Here is an 18075-nt window from a genome sequence, read left to right as displayed (position 1 = left end):
GCGGCGCGGACGCGGTTTCGGCCGCGAAGAGTGGCGCTCGCGACGCGAAGCGACCCCGCGCTACATCGATTCGGGCGCGGAGACGCCGAGCGCGTCGAGCGCGTTCGCCATCGTGTAGCGCGCGGCCGCGACGAGCGCGAGTCGGGCGTCCCGCAGTTCGTCGCTCTCGGCGGTCACCACGGGGCACTCGCGGTAGAAGGCGTTGTACGCGTCCGCGAACTCGCGGGTGAACGTCGCGATCGTGTGCGGCTCCAGGTCGTCGGCGGCCGACTCGATGACGGCCGGGAAGCGAGCGACCTCCCGCAGCAGAGCCTCGGCCTCGTCGGTCTCGAGGGTCCCGACGTCGACGTCGATCGACTCGCCCGATTCGGGGACGTCGAACCCCGCCTCGGCCGCCTCGTCGAGGATGCCGCAACAGCGCGCGTGGACGTACTGGACGAACGGGGCCGACTGCGCCTCGAAGTCGAGCGCCTCCTCCCACTCGAAGGTGATCGCCTTCGCGGGCTGTTTCGAGACGATGTCGTACCGCACCGCGCCGATCCCGACCTGGTGGGCGATGCGCTCGACGTCCTCGTCGGTCAGGTCGTCGTCGCGGATCCGGTCGTCCATCCGGCTCTCGACCGCCTCGCGGGCACGGTCGATCGCCTCGTCGAGGAGGTCGTCGAGCATGACCCCGGTGCCCTTCCGGGTGGACATCTTCCCGTCGGGGAGGTTGACGTACGAGTAGATGACGTGACCGAGCGCGTCGGTGTCGTTGCCGAGCAGTTCGAGCGCGGCGTCGAGCTGGTCGGCCTGGAGCTTGTGGTCCTCGCCGAGGACGGTGACGGCGCGGTCGTAGTTCGCGAACTTCCACTCGTGATGGGCGAGATCGCGGGTGGTGTAGAGGCTGGTGTCGTCGGAGCGTAAGAAGACGAGGTTCTTGTCGATCCCCCACTCGTCGAGCTCGAGCTGCCAGGCGTCCTCCTCGTAGACGGCGTGGTCGGTCTCCTTGAGCCGCGCCGCGATCTCGTCGGTCGAGCCGTCGCGCATGAATCGCGTCTCCTTGACGAACTCGTCGAACTCCGCTGGGAGCCGGGCGAGACAGTCCTTCATGCCGCCGAGTACCGCGTCGACGACCGCGCCGACGCGCTCGTACGCCGCCTCGTCGCCCGCCTCCAACCCCTGGAGGATGGCCGATATCTCGGCCTCCGCGGCCTCGACGTCGTCGGGGTCGGCCTCCTCGAGATAGGCGTTTCCCCGACGGTAGTAGCGCACGAGGTCGTACTCGATCCGGTCGCGGGCGGGCTCCCCCTCCAGGTCCGACTCGTCGAACGTCTCGTACGCCCACGTGAACACCGCCATCTGGCGGCCCGCGTCGTTGACGTAGTAGTGGCGGTCCACGTCGTAGCCGGCGTACTCGAGGAGGTTCGCGACCGCGTCGCCGACGATCGGGTTACGGGCGCGCCCCACGTGGACCGGCCCGGTGGGATTCGCGCTCGTGTGTTCGACGACGACCGAGGTGTCCCGGTCGGGGAGCGTCCCGTACGCCTCGTTTCCGGCCGCCGCGTCGAGCGCGTCCGCGAGGTAGCGCTCGCCGACGTGGAAGTTGACGTACGGGCCGGCGGTGTCGACGCCGACGAGGTAGTCGTAGGGGTCGACGTCGACCGCCTCGGCGACGTCGCTCGCGACGTTCGGCGGCGCCTCGCCGACCTCGCCCGCGAGCCGGAAGGCGACGCTGGAGGCGAGCGTCGCGTCCATCTCGTCGGGCGGGCGTTCGATGCCGAGGTCGTCGGTCGGGAGATCGAGGGCGGCGAGCGCGTCCGAGAGCGCCGCCTCGACCTCCGACCGGAACTGTCTGAACATACCGTCCGTTCGACGGGCGGATTAAAAGGGCCTTCCGAAGCGGCTCGGCGGGAATCGAACCGATCCGAAGCGGAAACGGAGACGGACGGCGACTAGTCGTCGATCCGCCGGATCCCACCCGAATGGATCAGAGACACGAGAAGGTACACCACCAACGAGATCATGAACCCTCCCGCGGCGCTGGTGACGATCTCGCTCGGAACGTCGACCCGGTTGCTCACGATCCAGACGGCCGCGGCGAAGGAGAGGATGACCACTAGTCTCCCTCCGACACCGATCGTTCGGAACCACGCTCCGACCCGTTTACCGCTCCGTGAGTTGGCGATCGGCCCCGTCGCGACCAAACCGATCGCGACGCCGCCGAACACCCAACTCCAGTGAATCGTCCGGAGCGACGCCAGGTTGATCGGTATCCAGAGCAGGGCGAGAACGCCGACGAGCACGTCCGTCCACGTCGGAGGGCGGTCGGGACACCACTTTCTCAGGACCATCGTCATCGGATCGTCGAAACGCGGTGATAGGCGTTCCGGCGGAACGGGACCTGGTAGCCGCTCACTCGACGATCTCGTCGATCAGCTGTCGCGCCGCGCGCCGGACCGCCTCGTCGCTCTCGATCGACGGCTCCCAGCCGAGGTCGGCGAGCCGCTCGATCGAGAGCCGCATCCGTGGCACGTCGCCGGTCCAGCCGCGGTCGCCGCCGGTGTAGGCGTACTCGGGGTCGACGCCGAGCTCCTCGCTCACGACGTCGGCGATGTCGGTGACCGAGGTCGTCGTCCGCGTGCCGAGGTTGTACACGTTGAGGTCGTCGTCCGCGTGTTCGACGACGTGGCGGATCGCGTCGACGCAGTCGGTGACGTGCATGTACGACTTCTCCTGGCGGCCGTCGCCGAGGATCTCGAGTTCGGTCGAGTCGTCCTCGAGCTTCTGGATGAAGTCGGGGATCACGTTCCCGCGCTGGTGGGGGCCGACGATGTTCGCGAACCGGAACACCCACGACCTGACCCCGTAGGAGTGCGCGTACGTCGATATCAGCGCCTCGTCGGCCAGCTTGGAGGAGCCGTAAATGGAGATCGGCTCCATCGGCGCGTGGTCCTCCGGCGTCGGGCGGGGGGCCTCCCCGTACACGGTCGACGAGGAGGTGAACGCGAACCGGTCGACGCCGACCTCGGCCACTCGCTCCAAGACGTTGTACGTCATCTCGGTGTTCGCCTCGAACAGCTCGCGGTCGTCCTCGTAGTTCGTGTCCGTGTACGCGGCGAAGTGGAAGACGACGTCGAGGTCCGCGGTGACGGCTTCGGCGACGTCGTCGGGGTCGGTCACGTCCGCCTCGACGAACTCGGCTCCCTCCGGCACCCGGTCACGTCCGCCCTTCGAGAGGTCGTCGGCGACTCGGACGGTCGCGCCCTCCTCGAGGAGACGGGTGGCGAGGTGACTCCCGACCAGTCCAGCCCCGCCCGTGATGAGTACGCGTGAATCAACGAGATCCATACGCGTCCGTGAGCGGTAGCGGGTAAGTACGTGTGGAATTCGGACGGGCGGCGCGGGGGAGTCCCGCGGATTCTCCGGGATCGGACGTTCCGGCGGATCCCGGACGTCGTCGCCGCCGTCCCCCGGTCACCCCTCGCGTCCGATCCGGAACCATCCGAAGACGGTTTCGTGCTTTCACCGCGTGAGCCAGCGAGACCTCCGGTCTCGCTCAGTTCCTGCTCGCTTCGCTGTGGGGGTCGTGACGTTCGTGTCCCGTTCGCAGTGCCGCGGGATCCGCCCGGCACCGCAGCACGCTTCCCCAGCCTCGTCACCGCCGCTTATCGCCGACCGTCGGAGGGTCCTCCGGTCTCTCCCCGCTCGTGTCCTGCGTTCGCTCGGAGGCCCTCCGGTTCGTCAGGGTGTCGTCCCCGACCGAGTCGCCAGCCGGCTACAACCCCAGTGCCGACCGAAGGTCGGCGACCCGGCTCTCGGTCTTCTCGCTGGGGTCGCCGTCGGGATCGACGGGCGTTCGGCCGTCGTACGTCTCGTGAACCATCGACACCCCCTCCGCAAGCGTGTCGAGGCCGTACCCGCCCTCCAGGACGTACGCCACGGCTGCGTCGACGTCGTCCGCGACCGTCCGGATCCGGTCGGTCAACAGCGCGTACCCCTCCGAGGAGACGCGCATCCGCGAGATCGGATCGTGACGGTGTGCGTCGAACCCCGCGGAGACGATCACGAGGTCGGGATCGAACCTGTCGAACGCCGGATCGATCGCCTCGTCGACCGCGTAGCGGTAGTCGGCGTCGCCAGCCCCGGCCGCGAGCGGGAGGTTCACCGTCGTACACGCGCCGTCGCCCTCACCCGTCTCGGTCAGATCGCCCGTCGCGGGGTAGAGCCCGTCCTCGTGGATCGACGCGTACAGCACGTCGCCCCGGTCGTAGAAGATGTCCTGGGTGCCGTTTCCGTGGTGGACGTCCCAGTCGAGGATCGCCACACGCTCGGCGCGGCCGGCGTCGATGACGCGCTGTGCCGCGACCGCGGCGTTGTTGAAGAAACAGAACCCCATCGCGTCGTCGGTGACCGCGTGGTGTCCCGGCGGCCGACCGATCGCGAACGGGGTCTTTCGTCCGTTCTCGCCGTCCAGCGCCGCCTCGACCGCCCACCCGGCCAGTCCGGCCGCCGAGAGCGCGGCGTCCCACGTCGCCTCGCCCGCGACGGTGTCGGGGTCCCAGTTGCCGCCCCCGTCCGCACAGAACGTCTCGAGTTCGTCGACGTAGTCATCGTCGTGGACGGCGGTCACCGCCTCGCGATCCGCCGGCGACGCCTCGACGTACTCGACGCCGTGGCGCTTCGCGAGCCCCCGCCGGATCGCACGCAGCCGATCCGGGTTCTCTGGATGTCGGTCGCCGGTGTCGTGGTCGAGGCACCGCTCGCTGTAGCCGAAGCGCATCTATTCGAACAGCGCGAAGTACGTCTCGATGTCCTCGGCCTGTACGGTCCGGCGGTCCGCGTGGCGGGCCAGCGTCGCCGCGGCGCTCGCCACGTTGTCGGCGTAGTCCTCGAGGATGTCGGCCAGCGCGATCCGCGCGTCGACGCCGACGCGATACCGGTCGTCGATGCGGAGCCGCGCGATCCGGTCGATGGGCGCGACGGGGAGGGAGAGCTCCTCGCGGGAGATGACCTGCTCGACGCCGAAATCGGACGCCATCAGCGTCTTCCGTCCGTCGGCCGTCGCGCGGTCGGCCGCGTCGATCGCCAGTTCCGCGCCGTGCGACTGGATCCGCCGGGCCAGCTCCTCGGCGGCGTCGGCGCTGACCCGGAGCTCGCCGGCGTTCCGCCGGATGATGGTATCGACCGGCGCGAACGGCAACTCGACACTCATACACACAGTCGGGTTCGTCCACCGTATAACGCTTTCCGTTACCGGCGTTTACGCGGCCGAACGACGGCCTCGAAGCCACTCAGCGAGTCGTTTCGCTCCGGATCCGTCGATCGGCGTCTCACGCCGGATACGACCCTCGAGCTTCCGGCGTGCTCCGTCCTCGAGAGCCAGGGCGGGGGGCGGTCAGAACACGTCCTCGGCGTGGATCGTCCCGTCGCGTTCCGGGCCGCGAACCGTGATCTCCTCGCCGAGCCGCAGGCTCGCACCCGTCTCGACGCTTTTCGTCCGCTCTCCGTCGTCCAACACGACTGGGTCCCCTGTCTGGACGACCGTCCCCGTGAACTCCACGTTCTCGGCGGAGCCGGAGTCGGCCGTCGCCGTCGCGGAGCCGTCCCCGTCCGCCACCGCCTCGTCGCCCGATCCCGCGGAGTCGCCGAAGGCGTCCAGCCCCGTGTCGGCCGCCGTCCCGCTCGTCGCGTCCGCCGTTCCGTCGTCCGCGCCGTCGCCCGCCGTTCCGTCGCCGGCGGCGTCGAGCACGGAGACGGTCGAGCGCCAGTTCGCGGACGCCTCCAGATCGTCCTGCCACCCGTCCTGTATCTCCACGTCGGTGAAGACGACCCGGTCCGCCAGCTCGATATCGCGGTCGGCCTTCTCGCCCCACAGCGCGACGCGGATCTCCCCGGTGTCGTCTTTGATCCGGACGTTGCGGACCTGCCCCTCGCTCCCGTCGTCGCGGTCGAACGTCCGTTTGGGGTCCGTCTCGATGACGCCGCCGGCGACGTCGACGGTCTCACCGATCTCCAGTTCGGCGATGTCGGTCGTCTCCGGGACGTACTCGACGTCCTCGTCGACCGCCTCCACGGTGCCTCGGTCGCCGACGTGTAACTCGAGGTCGCCGTCGCGCTCGCGGACGTAGCCGTCGCCCACCTCGACGACCTCGCCCGATGCGAACTCCTCGACGAGGTCGGCCTTGTCGTCCCACAGCGTGACCCGGACCCGCCCGGTCTCGTCGCCGACGGTGAGGTTCGCCACCCGGCCCTCGCTCCCGTCGTCGCGGTCGAACGTCCGGATCGTGTCCGTGTCGAGCACCTTCCCGACGAGGTCGACGTCGGAGGCCCCGAGCGTGAGGTCCTCGACGCGATAGGTGTCGAGCACCTGGACGTCGACCTCGGCGTCCTCGTCGGGTTCGACCTTGTCGGCGCTCACCTCGAGGCCGCTGTACCCCTCCTTCGGCCGGCCCATGACCCGCAACACCTGACCGACCTCAAGCTCCTCCTCGGCCGCGGTCGCCATCTCGTCCCAGAGGGCGACTCGGACGGAGCCGGAGGCGTCCGCGACGTCGACGTTACAGACGCGACCCTCGTCGTCTTCGCCGTCGCGCTCGAACGTGCGGACGTCGCCGATGGAGGTCACCTTCCCGAGGAACTTCACGTCGTTCATGCCGGGCTCGATGTCGGCGATGGTGTCGGCCTCCTCGTCGCGGAGTTCGTGCGCGATGAGCATCGCGGCGGTCTCCTCGTCCGCGAGCCCGCCCATCTGCTCGACTTTGTCCTCGACGGCGGCCGCGAACTCCTCGAACTCGACGTCGGTCTCGAGGTCCTCGTAGACGTCCTCTATGGCTCCCATACGCGTACCTCGTAGGGTCGTCGACTCCGCGGATAAGCGTTGTCCTTGCGCCGTTTCCCCGTCCTCGTCGGCCGCGTTCTCCCCCCGCTTTCGGGTCGCGTTCTCGCTCGGCATACCCCGCACTCGTCCCGGTTCGATACAAAAACGTTCAGTCGTCGCGATCGTCCGGTCGGCGTCGATCCGGCCCGCGTCCCCGACCGATCCGTGCGACCGTCGGACACGCGGACGCCGGACCGTAACCGTCTTAAGTATCTCGGCGGTACGTGTACTCGAGTCCTGGTAGGGTAGTGGACTATCCTCTTGGCTTGCGGAGCCAGGGACCGGAGTTCAAATCTCCGTCAGGACGTTTCTTTCAGCACAACGCTGCGAGCGAAGCGAGCAGCACGTGCTGAAAGAAACTCCGAGGAGATCTGAGTAGAAAAGTCGCAGCCGGGAGCGAACGAAGTGAGCGACCGGATCGTCTTTTCGAGTTCAAATCTCCGTCAGGACGCTCACTTTGCGGCTGTCTCACTTCGTTCGACAGCCGCGGCGTTCGCCTCCTGACGTGCCCTGCGCTCGCTCGTTCGCGGCTTCGCCGCTCACTTTCGAGGGCTCCCTTCGGTCGCCCTCGCACCGCTCGCGCAGGACTCCGTCAGGACGCCATAGAACAATTTGTGGCTCTGTTGAAATTCTCACCAAGTGATATATTCTGACCCAGTCGCAGTCAGTACAGCCGAAGCAACGAGCGATCGCCCGAGCGGTGGCGTCGCCGGCGGCTCTGCCGCCGGCTTCAAGCGAGAGCTTCGCTCTCGCCCTGCGCCTCCGAGCGGCCGGAGGCCGCGAGGAGCCCGCGAGGGACGCCGCGAACGAAGTGAGCGGCGAGGTTGGAGAGGCGTGAGGTGCGGGGTTGTGCGGTGCGGGGTGGGATTCAAAGGGGCAGCCGCGAGGACGAAGCTCGGCGACGTAAGCAGCGTGGCGCTACGCGCCACGGGCAGCCGGCGGCGGAGCCGCCGGCGACACCGCAGCGAAGGAGCAAAGCGACTGAGCGAGGAGCGCAGCGAGCCGCGCGAGTCGTGCGAGGGCGACCGAAGGGAGCCCTCGACTGGCGAACGGTGAAGCCGTGAGTCCTCGCGGCTGGGGCTTTGGAGGTGTTCACCGCGCCAGCAACGATCCCCTTCGTATCACCTCGATCACTTACGAAACACCCGTGCTACAAGCAGTTCTCATCGACCGGCTGTTTCAGGTGAGAATATATCTGAAGAATAGAATTTCAACAAAGCCCAATTTGTGTATTTTTTTGTGGAATTAGATTCGCTCAGTACAGGGATCTCACAGCTCACGAAAATTCTTCAGCAATCGTAGCAGCATAGCTAAAGTCAGCACCATCACAACGGTGAACGTAATTGCGATGATCTGAGTCCCTGTACCGATCATACCTGTTCTCAAGCGTCCAACCTGAATAACACATCGGCTCAAAGATTCTTCTGGGACTGTTCGGGCCGATCAATTCGTACACCGATTGTACTGCCCGGTTCGCCTGAAAACGTGGAAAATCATCTCATACGAATCGGTTTGTAAGATCGTAAAACCGCATGAGTCCCCACCTGGAATCTCAATTCTCGCCGCCTTAGTCGTGCGGGTGGAACCGGTCCATCGCCTGACGAACCGCGTCGCTGTCGCCGATGAACGTGACGTGGTCGCCGTACTCCAACACGCTGTCCGCGGAGGGGACGCGGTTCTCGCCGTCACGGCTGATGACGGCGACGAACGCCCCGTCGGGGATGTCCGAGTTGAGGTCGCGGATGGTCTTTCCAGCGAGCTTCTCGGAGGTCACCTCCACCTCCTGGACGTCGTGGCTGTCGCCGAGCTCGTTCATCCAGTGGGTGAGCGCCGGGCGCTCGATCTCGTCGTCGATGGCGACCGCGGTCGCCGTCGTGGCGTCGATGGCCTCGACACCGACGCTCTCGAACGCGTCGACGTTCTCGGGGTCGTTCACGCGCGAGTACGCCGACCTGACGTCGAATTTGGTGATCGCGAGCTGACACGCGAGGAGGTTGATGTCGTCGTCGGCAGTCGTGGTGATGACCCGTTTGGCGTCCTCGATCCCGGCGTTACGCAACGCCGCCGCCTCGCTTCCGTCGCCCTCGTGAACGGTGTACCCCTCGGCGCGCGCGCTCTCGACCACGTCCGCGTCGGACTCGACGATGACGACGAATTCGCCCCTGTTCTCCAGTCGTGTGGCGAGCGCTCGGCCGATCCGACCCCCGCCGATGATTATCGTACGCATTGGTGACACTCCGAGGTACTCGCCGATCTGCCGCGCCAGCCCCGCCTCGACCGCGACCGTCGCGAAGATGACGGCGAACACCGTCCCGACGAGCAGCTGTCCGGCCGCGAGGTTCCCCGCCAGCTCCAGCTCGATGGCGAACAGCGTCGCCACGCTCGCCGGGATGATCCCGCGCGGCCCGACGGCCGCGATGAACAGCCGCTCGGCCCGCGTGAACCGCTCGACGCCGAACGTGGCGATGAACGCCCCCAACGGGCGCAACACGAGCATGACCACGAGGACGAGCCCGACCGCGCCGAGCCCCAGCCCGAGGATCGCCTCGACGTCTATCAGCGCCGCCAGCGAGATGAACACGAACGAGAGCACGATGAGCGTCGTGTTCTGTGCGAACCGCTCGATCTCCTCTCTGTTGTCGATGTCGGCGTTCCCGAGCAGCATCCCGCTCGTCGCCGCCGCGGCGATCCCCGCCTCGGCCGCGACGGCCTCGGCGGCCGCGAACGACCCGACCGCCGCGGCCAACACGAGGAACTGCGACGCCTGAACGTCGCGTTCGGGAACCAACTCGCTCTCTAAGAGCAGGTAGATAATGACCGTCGCGAGGATCCCGGCGGCGACGCCGGTGCCGAACCGCTGGAGAAAAGACACGAGCGTCGCGGGCACGCCGAGGTCGTCGAGAAGCAGCGTCTCGAAGACGACCACCGCGACGATCGCCGCCGTCACGTCGTTGACGATCCCCTCCGTCTCCAGCGCGGTCGCGACGTGGTCTCTGACCCGGACGACGTCGAGGATGGGCGTGATCACCGTGGGGCCGGTCGCGACGAGCAGCGCCCCGATCAGCAGCGCGATCTCCCAGGTGGCCCCCTCGAGGACGCGCACCGCGATCGCGGTCCCGAGGAACATCACGGCAGCGCTGATCGTGACCAGCCGGAGCGAGACGGTCGACGCGCGCCGGATCCGGTCGATCCGCAGCGCGAACGCCCCCTCGAAGACGATGATCGCGACGCTGAGGCCGACGATGATCTCGAGGCCCTCTCCGAACGTGTCCAGCGTCACGAGCCCGAGCATCTCGGGACCTAAGACGACCCCGATAACGAGATAGAAGACCACGCTCGGAACCTTCAGCCGGTGTGCGAGCAGCTGTACGCCGAGTCCCGAGACGAGGACGACTGCGACGACCGGCAGAAGGCTACTTGACACGTCTAACTTACTATTGTATTTGACTCACATTATCGTGTTGGTTCGGTGCCGATCGAGCCGGGGTTTATCTTCCGCGCCGACCGAGACGACCGCGTGACACGCGACGCTCGTGGCGACGCCGGGGATCGCGACGACCGCCCCGCCGACGCCAGCGACGCTAACGGCGACGCCAGGAACGAGGCCGTCGACGCGGCGTTCGAGGCAGGGGTGGCCCTGTTCAACGCCGGACACGTCCTGGCGGCGCGCGATCGGTGGGAAGCGGCGCTGAACGCGGTCGTCGACCAGGACGGTAGCGATGTCGCCGCCGGCGGTAACGACGACGCCACCGATGCCGCCGCCGAGTGCGAAGGCGAGGACGAACGAGTTCTCCGGGGGCTACTCGCGGTCGCGACCGCGGCCGATCGCGCGAGAGGCGGGGAGCGGTCCGACGCCGCCGAACACGGTACGCGCGCCGTGACCCTCCTCGGAGGGGTCGGCGGGGGGTACCGCGGGCTCGTCCTCGAGCCGGTTCGTGAGTGGTGCCGTGAGCTCGCCGACGCGCTCGAGACGCCCGACGCCGCTTCCACCTCGCCCGACGAACCCGGCCCGGAACCCCCGACGCTCCGGATCGACGGCGTCGCCGTCGGGTTCGAGGACCTGGATCTGGCGGCGACGCTCGCGGCCGCGCCCGCGCTGGCGGCGGCGGTCGACGCCGGGGACGAGGAGACGCTGTCGTCGGCGGCGCGGCTCGCCCGCGAGGAACGGGGAACGGGCCGGACGCGAGTCACGGAGCTCGTGTTCGCGTATCTCCGACGGCCGGAGGCGCGCCCGCAGATCGCGGCCCGGATCGCCGATCACGTCGACCGGGACCGTCGCGAGCGACGGGACGTGTCGGGACTCTTCGAGTGATCGGCGCGGCGACGACGTCGGCATCGTCGGCGGCGTCGACGGATCCTCAGGGCTCGTCGGTCGGCGGGTCCTCGGCGATCGGGTCGCCCTCGAAGGTGTAGTTCGCGGAGTTGTCCTGCGGATCGTACCCGAGGATCTCGCGGGCGCGGTCGATCGAGTAGTACTTTCGGTCGTTATCGGAGATGCCGTAGACGATCTCGAAGCCGTACTCCGCCAGAAGACACCGCTCGAAGAGATGCGCGCAGTCGCCATGCGAGAGCCACATCGCCTGGCCGCGCTCGTACTCGCGCGGCGGATGGTCCTTGGTGAGGTTGCCGATGCGGACGCAGACGACGGCCATCCCGAACTCGTCGTGGTAGTACCGACCCAGGAACTCGCCGGTCGCCTTCGAGACGCCGTAGAGGTTGCCCGGCCGGGGAAGCTCGTCGCCGTCGAGCCGGTAGTCGTCGTCGGGGCGGTAGAGGTCGGGCGTCCGGTCGTCGGTCTCGTAGCCGCCGACGGCGTGGTTCGAGGAGGCGAACGCGAACTTCTCGACGCCGGCCTCGGCGGCGGCGCGCATCACGGCCTGCGTCCCGTCGATGTTGTTCCGGAGGACGGAGTCCCACGGCGCGGTCTTCCGCGGGTCGCCCGCGAGGTGGATCACCGCGTTCACCCCCCGCATGGCCTCGCGGACGGCGCGCTCGTCGGTGATGTCCGCGACGTATTGGTCGGCGTCGGTCACCCGGTCGGGGACCTTCGCGGCCGGGAGCGGCTCGCGGTCGAGGAGCCGCCAGTCGTACTCCTCGCCGATGCCATCGAGGATGGCCTGGCCGACCCGCCCGCCCGCGCCAGTGAGTAGGACCGGATCGTCCATTCAGCCTACTATGGACGCGAGGACGGCATATATGACACGGTTCGACCGCCGAGAGACTGACTTCGGGATCGGGCCGTCACGGGCGGTTCGTTCCCTCGTTGGAGGGCCTCCGATCAAGAGAGCTTCTGACGCGAGACGGTCACGCCGGTCGGCGCGACCACGAGCTGGTCGTCGCCCTTCTGGACGATGTCGCCGTCGACCTCCTCGGCCACCTGGCGAAGCTCGTCGATGATGTGTTCGACTGTCCGGTCCGACGTGGAGTGGCGAGTGATGTCCGCGATGACGAAGTCGCCGTCGTAGACCGCGTCCTTGATCGGGATGACGTCGCTCTGGTCGCCGATCTCGGCGATGTGTACCTTCATGCCCGCCTCCCCGCTCGCCTCGGCGAAGTCGTCTATGTCGAGTTCGACGTAGTCGTCGACGGAACGCTGCCCGCCCCCGCCGAGGATCTTGCTCATGATGCCCATACCCGTGTTACGGCGAGGTCGCACATTAGTTCTTACGTCAGACGCGGTCGCCGAGGTCACCGTCGGACGGGTGGTCGCCGTCGCTCGGAGCGTCCGTCAGTCGCCCCCGTCGAGCCGCTCCTGCCACTCCTGGACCCGCGAGAGCAGCTCCACCGGCGGGGTCGCCGCGACGTCGACGTCGGTCAACTCCTCGATCACCGCCAGCGTCTCCGGGTCGATCCCCGTCCCCTCCTCGACGGTCGCGGCCGTCGCGCCGGCCGATCCGTCGCCGCGGTCGGGTGCGTCGCCGTCACGGCCGTCGTCGTCGCGCCCGTCGCCGTTTCGATCCCCGCTCTCTTCGCGCTCGTTCCCCGCGAACGAGCCGGTCGAGAGGTCGAAGACGGCCTGTCTCGTCGCGCCGGACCCGTCCGGCGAGCCGCCCTTGGCCTCGATCGCCTTCTCCTCGCGGAGTCGGTCGAGCACCCGGTCCGCGCGGTCGACGACCGGCTCGGGGACGCCCGCGAGGTCGGCGACGTGGACGCCGTAGGAGCGGTTCGTCGGCCCGTCCCGCACCGTCCGGAGGAACGTCACGTCGCCGTCGCGCTCGTCGACCGCGACGTGGACGTTCGCGACCCGCGGGAGGTGCTCGGCGAGGGTCGTCAGCTCGTGGTAGTGGGTGGCAAAGAGGGTGCGGGCGCGCACCTCGTTGTGGAGGTACTCCGTGGCCGCCCAGGCGATCGAGATGCCGTCGTAGGTCGCGGTACCGCGGCCCACCTCGTCGAGGATCACCAGGGAGTCCGCGGTCGCCGAGTGGAGGATGTTCGACAGCTCCTGCATCTCGACCATGAACGTCGACCGGCCCTGCGCCAGCTCGTCGAGCGCGCCCACGCGGGTGTAGATCCCGTCGACGAGCCCGACCTCGGCCGACCGCGCCGGGACGAACGACCCCGCCTGCGCGAGCAGCTGGATCAGCGCGGCCTGCCGCATGTACGTCGACTTCCCGCTCATGTTCGGCCCCGTGACGATGAGGAATCCGCGCTCGGCGTCGAGTTCGAGGTCGTTCGGCACGAAGTCGGTCGTCCGCTCGACCACCGGATGCCGGCCCGCCTCGATCGAGAGGGTCCGCGACTCGGTCAGCGTCGGCCGCGTCCAGTCGTTGCCCGCCGCGTGCGTCGCGAGCGACGCGAGCGCGTCCACCTCCGCGAACGCCCGGCCGACGTTCTGTAGCAGCGTCGCCGCCCCGGCGACTCGTTCGCGCAGCTCCTCGAACAGTTCGTACTCCAGCTCGCCGCGCGCCTCCTCCAGCCGGAGCACCTCCCGTTCCCGCTCCTCCAGCTCGTCGGTGACGAACCGCTTCGAGTTCTTCAGCGTCTTGATCTCCCGGTAGTGTTCCGGCACCTCGTCCGCGACCGACTTTCCGACCTGGATGTAGTAGCCGTCCGTCTTGTTCCGGTCGACGGTGACGTGGGTGAGGCCGTGGTCGCGCTTCTCGCGCTCCGCGAGGGTGTCGAGCCACTCGACGGCCGCCTCGTGGCGCTCGATGAGGTCGTCGAGCTCCGGGTCGTATCCCTTCCGGAACAGCCCGCCCTCGGTCTTCGTCTTCGGCGGGTCCTCCGCGAGCGCCCCGTCCAGCTCGTCTTGGAGGTCGCGGGCGCGGGCACGGTCCGGCCGACGGAGGATCCCCGCGACCGGCGAGTCGGCGAGCGGCGTTCCCTCGACCGCGTCCGCGAGCGCGGGAAGCAGCGCGAGGGTGTCCCGGACCGACGACAGCTCCCGCGCACCCGCGCTCCCGCTCGTCGTCCGGGCGGCGAGCCGCTCGAGGTCGTACGCGTCGCCGAGCGTCTCGCGGAGCCGGTCGCGCGCGAGCGCCGCGGACGCGAGCGCCGCCACCGCGTCGAGCCGGCGGTCCAGCTCGTCGCGGTCGCGCTTCGGGCGCGTGAGCCACTCGCGGAGCAGCCGCCCGCCCGCGGCGGTGACCGTGTGGTCGACCGCGTCGAAGAGCGTCCCGTCGGCGTCGCCGCGCATCGTCTCCGTCAGTTCGAGGTTGCGCTGGGTGGTGGCGTCGAGCTCGACGTGGTCGCTCGCGGCGTACGTCGTCAGCCGGGTCATCGACGCGAGCACGCCCGCGCCCGTCTCCGCGACGTAGGCCAGCGCCGCGCCGGCCGCCCGCGTCGCGGGGTCGGAGTCGAGCCCGACGCTGTCGGCGGTCTCCGCCCCGAACTGCTCGCGGACCGCGTGGCTCGCCCGCCCCGGCGCGAACGCCTCCGCGTCGAAGACGGAGACGGAGCCGGTCAGGTCCTCACGGACCGCCCCGAGGAAGGCGTCGTCGTTCCGGAGGTCGGGACCCGGCAGCACCTCCGCGGGATCGAACCGGTACAGCTCCGCACGGAGGTCGCTCCGGTCGGCGAGTTCGGCCGCGAGGAACCGGCCGGTGGTGATGTCCGCGAACGCGACCCCGTAGGGGCCGTCGTCGGCGTCGCCCCCGCTTCCGCCGCCCGCCCCACCGTCTCCGCCGTGCCCCCCGCTCCCGCCGCCGCGCACCACGGTCGCGAGGTACCGCGCGTCGTCGTCGCTCGTCTCGAGGAGGGTCCCCGGCGTGACCACTCGGGTGATCTCCCGCGCGTGGCCGTCCCCCGTCTCGTACTGGTCGGCGACCGCGACCCGGTAGCCGCGCTCGACGAGCGCCTTCAGGTACGGCGTCAGCTCCGAGAGCGGGACGCCCGCCATCGGGTACGACGACCCGTGCGAGGACTTCTGTGAGACCGTCAAATCGAGCTCGTCGGCGACCAGCTCGGCGTCGTCGGCGAAGAACTCGTAGAAGTCGCCGCACTGCATCGCGAGGACGTCCGCGTCCGTCGACTCCTTGAGTTCGAGGAACTCCCCGACGATCCCCGTTGGCATACCCGTACTCCCGCCGTCGGCGGCTAAAACCCTACGGGTCGCTCGGGACGGACGAGGCGGCGGTCGCAGACCCGAGGAGCCGCGTGAGCGCGGCGTCCGCGACCGACCGTACATACAAGGCCTCATCGGCCGTCCCCTCCGGCATGGACTTGTCCCGCGACGGGCCGATCGGTCGGTTTCGCCGTCCCGAGTACACCGGCGAAAACCGGTGTCTCCCCTGTACGGCGGTGAACGTCGCCGTGGCCCTCGCCGCCGGTGCCGTGGTCGGAACCGGCGTCACCCCCGCGGCCGGCGCGGCCGTGGTCGTCGTCTCGTTCGTGGCGATCTGGCTCCGCGGCTACCTCGTTCCGGGGACGCCCGAACTCACCAAGCGGTACCTCCCGAAGCGGGTTCTCGCGCTGTTCGGCAAGGCTCCCACGTCGACCGCGGAGCCGTCGACGACCGACGCGATCGACCCCGAGTCGTACCTCCTGTCGGCGGGCGTGCTCGTCGAGACCGAGGACGGGACCGACCTTCGATACGCGCCCTGGTTCGCGTCGGCGTGGCGGACGCGTCTCGAGGACGCCCGCGAGACGGACGACGTCGCGGCGGTCACGCGGCTCGCCGCGGTCTACGGTCCCGACGAGGACCTGGTGGTCGAAGAGCGCGGCAACGCGGTGTTCGCCGCCGTCGACGGCGAGCGGGTCGGTCACTGGGTGTCTCGGGCCGCCTTCCGGGCAGACGTGGCGGCCGACCACGTGTTGCGGGACGCCGAGGGGGACTGGATCGAACTCTCGCAACCGGCCCGGAGCACCGTTCTCGGTGCGCTCCGACTGTTCGTCGAGGAGTGTCCGACGTGCGGCGGTGACGTGGCGATGGGAGAGGAAGTCGTGGCGTCCTGTTGTACCACCCACGACGTCGTGGTGGCTCGATGTGGGGGATGTGACGCCCGTCTCCTCGAGATCGAGCCGGCCACGATTGCGGCCCCCAGCGACTGACCGAGGGCCTCAGGCGAATGACCACGACCCGTCGTCGCCGCCGGAGGCGCCCGCTCTCGGACCATCTCTCCGCGTCGTTGGCCGGTCTCGTCCGGGAGGGGCTCACGGCCCGCCGTCGAACCTCGTCGGGTTCACCGCGCCGGGGCCCTCCCCCACGTCGTAGCCGCGCCGGATCGCCTCGCCCATGTCGTCGACCGCGGCGACGACGGCATCCTCGAGGGGCTCGCCGCGGGCCAGCCGCGCGGCGATCGCGCTCGACAGGGTACAGCCGGAACCGTGGGTCGCCGCGGCGTCGATCCGCGGGTTCTCGATCCGACGCACGCGAGCGTCCTCGCCCTCGGTTCCGCACGCCAGGGTATCGACCACGACCTCCCCGTCGGCGTCGAGGTGCCCGCCTTTCACGAGCGCCGCGTCGGCGCCGCGCTCGACGAGTTCGCGACCCGCACGCTCGGCGTCGGCGGGCGTCTCGACCGCGCCGTCGACGAGGATCGCCGCCTCGTCGGCGTTCGGCGTGACGAGCGTCGCCGACGCGATCAGCCCCTCGTAGGCGTCTTCGGCCGCGGGCGAGAGCAGCCGATCGCCCGTCGCGGCCACCATCACCGGATCGACGACGACCGGGCCGTCGAACTCCCGCACCTCGCGCGTCACCGTCTCGACGACCTCGCGCGTCGCCAGCATCCCGGTCTTGATCGCGGCGGGCGCGAAGTCCTCGACGACCGCGTCGTACTGGGCGGCCACGTGCTCGGCCGACAGCGGGGCCACGTCCTCGACGCCGCGGGTGTTCTGAGCGGTCGTCGCCGTCACGACCGACGTGCCGAAGACGCCGTGGGTCGTCATCGTCTTCAGGTCCGCCTGTATCCCCGCTCCGCCGCCGCTGTCGCTGCCGGCGATCGTCAGCGCGACGGGCGGTGAGACGGGATCGAAGCGAGCTGCCATACTCGAGTGGTATTCATCGGTTTTACTAGTGGCTGGCGATCGCCGCCGTCGAACGGGCTTTCCGCGTCGAGGGCGGAGGGCGGGTATGAGCGACACCGAAAGCGACGGCGAGAACGCGAGCGCGGCGGCCGGCGACGGGACCGCGGAGGGCCCCGTCAGCGTCACGATATTCTCGGACTACGTCTGCCCGTTCTGTTACCTGGGCCGGCAGTCGCTCGAGCAGTATCGCGAGACGCGCGGGGAGGACGACGCCGACCTCCGGATCGACTGGCACCCCTTCGACCTCCGGAGCGGGAAGCGGCGATCTGACGGGAGCATCGACACGTCGGTCGACGACGGGAAGGACGAGGACTACTACGCGCAGGCCAAGGAGAACGTCCGCCGGCTCCAGGAGGAGTACGACGCCGAGATGGACCTGGAGATCGCGACCGACGTGGACTCGCTCGACGCGCAGGTCGTCTCCTACTACGTGAAGGAACACTACCCCTACGACGCGTGGCTGGCGTTCGACGAGGCGATCTTCGCCGCGCTCTGGCGGGAGGGCGAGGACATCGGCGACCGCGACCTCCTCGTCTCGCTCGCCGCGGACTCCGGGGTCGCTCCCGCGGAGGTTCGCTCCGCGCTGGACGACGATACGCTCCGAGAGGCGGTCACGGAACTGTTCGAGGAGGCGAAACGACGCGGCGTCACCGGCGTTCCGACGTTCGCGTACGACGGTCACGCCGCCCGCGGCGCAGTCCCTCCCGAGCACCTCCGTCGGCTGGTCGAGGGAACGTAACCGGTTCCGCCGC

General features: G+C 69.2%; 14 protein-coding genes and 1 tRNA gene. 4 read left to right on the top strand and 11 right to left on the bottom strand.

The features are described from left to right. Positions 1 to 60 precede the first annotated feature (60 nt). The 6 genes from argS to NO889_RS03365 all read right to left on the bottom strand — a co-directional run bounded on the left by argS (position 61) and on the right by NO889_RS03365 (position 6820). On the bottom strand, positions 61 to 1842 hold the full coding sequence (argS, locus tag NO889_RS03390; protein WP_256410847.1) for an arginine--tRNA ligase: 1782 nt from the start codon (positions 1840 to 1842) through the stop codon (positions 61 to 63). A gap of 92 nt (positions 1843 to 1934) precedes the next feature. Beyond that, complete coding sequence (locus tag NO889_RS03385) at positions 1935 to 2333, bottom strand: hypothetical protein (protein WP_256410846.1); 399 nt, start codon at positions 2331 to 2333, stop codon at positions 1935 to 1937. A 61-nt stretch (positions 2334 to 2394) separates the two neighbouring features. Then, positions 2395 to 3330, bottom strand: a complete 936-nt coding sequence (locus NO889_RS03380) for an NAD-dependent epimerase/dehydratase family protein (protein WP_256410845.1) — start codon at positions 3328 to 3330, stop codon at positions 2395 to 2397. A 427-nt stretch (positions 3331 to 3757) separates the two neighbouring features. Further along, the gene (locus tag NO889_RS03375; protein ID WP_256410844.1) at positions 3758 to 4762 is read right to left on the bottom strand and encodes a histone deacetylase family protein; all 1005 of its coding nucleotides are present in this window, start codon (positions 4760 to 4762) and stop codon (positions 3758 to 3760) included. Continuing rightward, positions 4763 to 5194, bottom strand: coding sequence for a histone (locus tag NO889_RS03370; protein WP_256410843.1), 432 nt, complete (start codon positions 5192 to 5194; stop codon positions 4763 to 4765). A 183-nt stretch (positions 5195 to 5377) separates the two neighbouring features. Further along, entirely contained in the window at positions 5378 to 6820 is a 1443-nt protein-coding gene (locus NO889_RS03365; protein WP_256410842.1) for a single-stranded DNA binding protein, read from the bottom strand. Between the two features lie 273 nt (positions 6821 to 7093). Between NO889_RS03365 and NO889_RS03360 the strand changes: the two genes are divergently transcribed. Next, positions 7094 to 7166, top strand: a tRNA-Arg gene (locus NO889_RS03360). A gap of 1260 nt (positions 7167 to 8426) precedes the next feature. Here NO889_RS03360 and NO889_RS03355 read toward each other — a convergent pair. After that, positions 8427 to 10268: a cation:proton antiporter domain-containing protein gene (locus tag NO889_RS03355; RefSeq protein WP_256410995.1), complete on the bottom strand. Its 1842-nt coding sequence runs from the start codon at positions 10266 to 10268 to the stop codon at positions 8427 to 8429. Between the two features lie 108 nt (positions 10269 to 10376). Between NO889_RS03355 and NO889_RS03350 the strand changes: the two genes are divergently transcribed. Next, entirely contained in the window at positions 10377 to 11171 is a 795-nt protein-coding gene (locus NO889_RS03350; protein ID WP_256410841.1) for a DUF309 domain-containing protein, read from the top strand. A 46-nt stretch (positions 11172 to 11217) separates the two neighbouring features. Here the strand turns inward: NO889_RS03350 and azf are convergent, their stop codons facing one another. The 3 genes from azf to mutS all read right to left on the bottom strand — a co-directional run bounded on the left by azf (position 11218) and on the right by mutS (position 15371). After that, a complete protein-coding gene (azf, locus tag NO889_RS03345; RefSeq protein ID WP_256410840.1) occupies positions 11218 to 12024 on the bottom strand; it encodes an NAD-dependent glucose-6-phosphate dehydrogenase Azf in 807 nt (268 codons plus the stop codon). Positions 12025 to 12137: 113 nt separating this feature from the next. Next, complete coding sequence (locus NO889_RS03340; protein WP_256410839.1) at positions 12138 to 12491, bottom strand: cell division protein SepF; 354 nt, start codon at positions 12489 to 12491, stop codon at positions 12138 to 12140. A 96-nt stretch (positions 12492 to 12587) separates the two neighbouring features. Then, positions 12588 to 15371 carry a DNA mismatch repair protein MutS gene (gene mutS / locus NO889_RS03335; RefSeq protein ID WP_256410838.1) on the bottom strand — a complete coding sequence of 928 codons (2784 nt, stop codon included), beginning with the start codon at positions 15369 to 15371 and terminating at the stop codon, positions 12588 to 12590. A gap of 143 nt (positions 15372 to 15514) precedes the next feature. Between mutS and NO889_RS03330 the strand changes: the two genes are divergently transcribed. Then, complete coding sequence (locus NO889_RS03330) at positions 15515 to 16348, top strand: DUF8054 domain-containing protein (RefSeq protein WP_256410837.1); 834 nt, start codon at positions 15515 to 15517, stop codon at positions 16346 to 16348. 102 nt (positions 16349 to 16450) lie between these two features. Here NO889_RS03330 and thiD read toward each other — a convergent pair whose 3' ends face one another. Further along, the gene (gene thiD, locus NO889_RS03325) at positions 16451 to 17284 is read right to left on the bottom strand and encodes a bifunctional hydroxymethylpyrimidine kinase/phosphomethylpyrimidine kinase (protein ID WP_256410836.1); all 834 of its coding nucleotides are present in this window, start codon (positions 17282 to 17284) and stop codon (positions 16451 to 16453) included. An 85-nt stretch (positions 17285 to 17369) separates the two neighbouring features. On the opposite strand from thiD, the gene NO889_RS03320 reads away from it, so the two are divergent. Continuing rightward, on the top strand, positions 17370 to 18062 hold the full coding sequence (locus tag NO889_RS03320) for a DsbA family oxidoreductase (protein WP_256410835.1): 693 nt from the start codon (positions 17370 to 17372) through the stop codon (positions 18060 to 18062). Positions 18063 to 18075 lie beyond the last annotated feature (13 nt).

It is taken from the genome of Halorubrum rubrum, assembly GCF_024494685.1.
Taxonomy (GTDB): domain Archaea; phylum Halobacteriota; class Halobacteria; order Halobacteriales; family Haloferacaceae; genus Halorubrum; species Halorubrum rubrum.
Note: the sequence above shows the minus strand (reverse complement) of the source record. Positions and strands in the feature narration are given on the sequence as shown.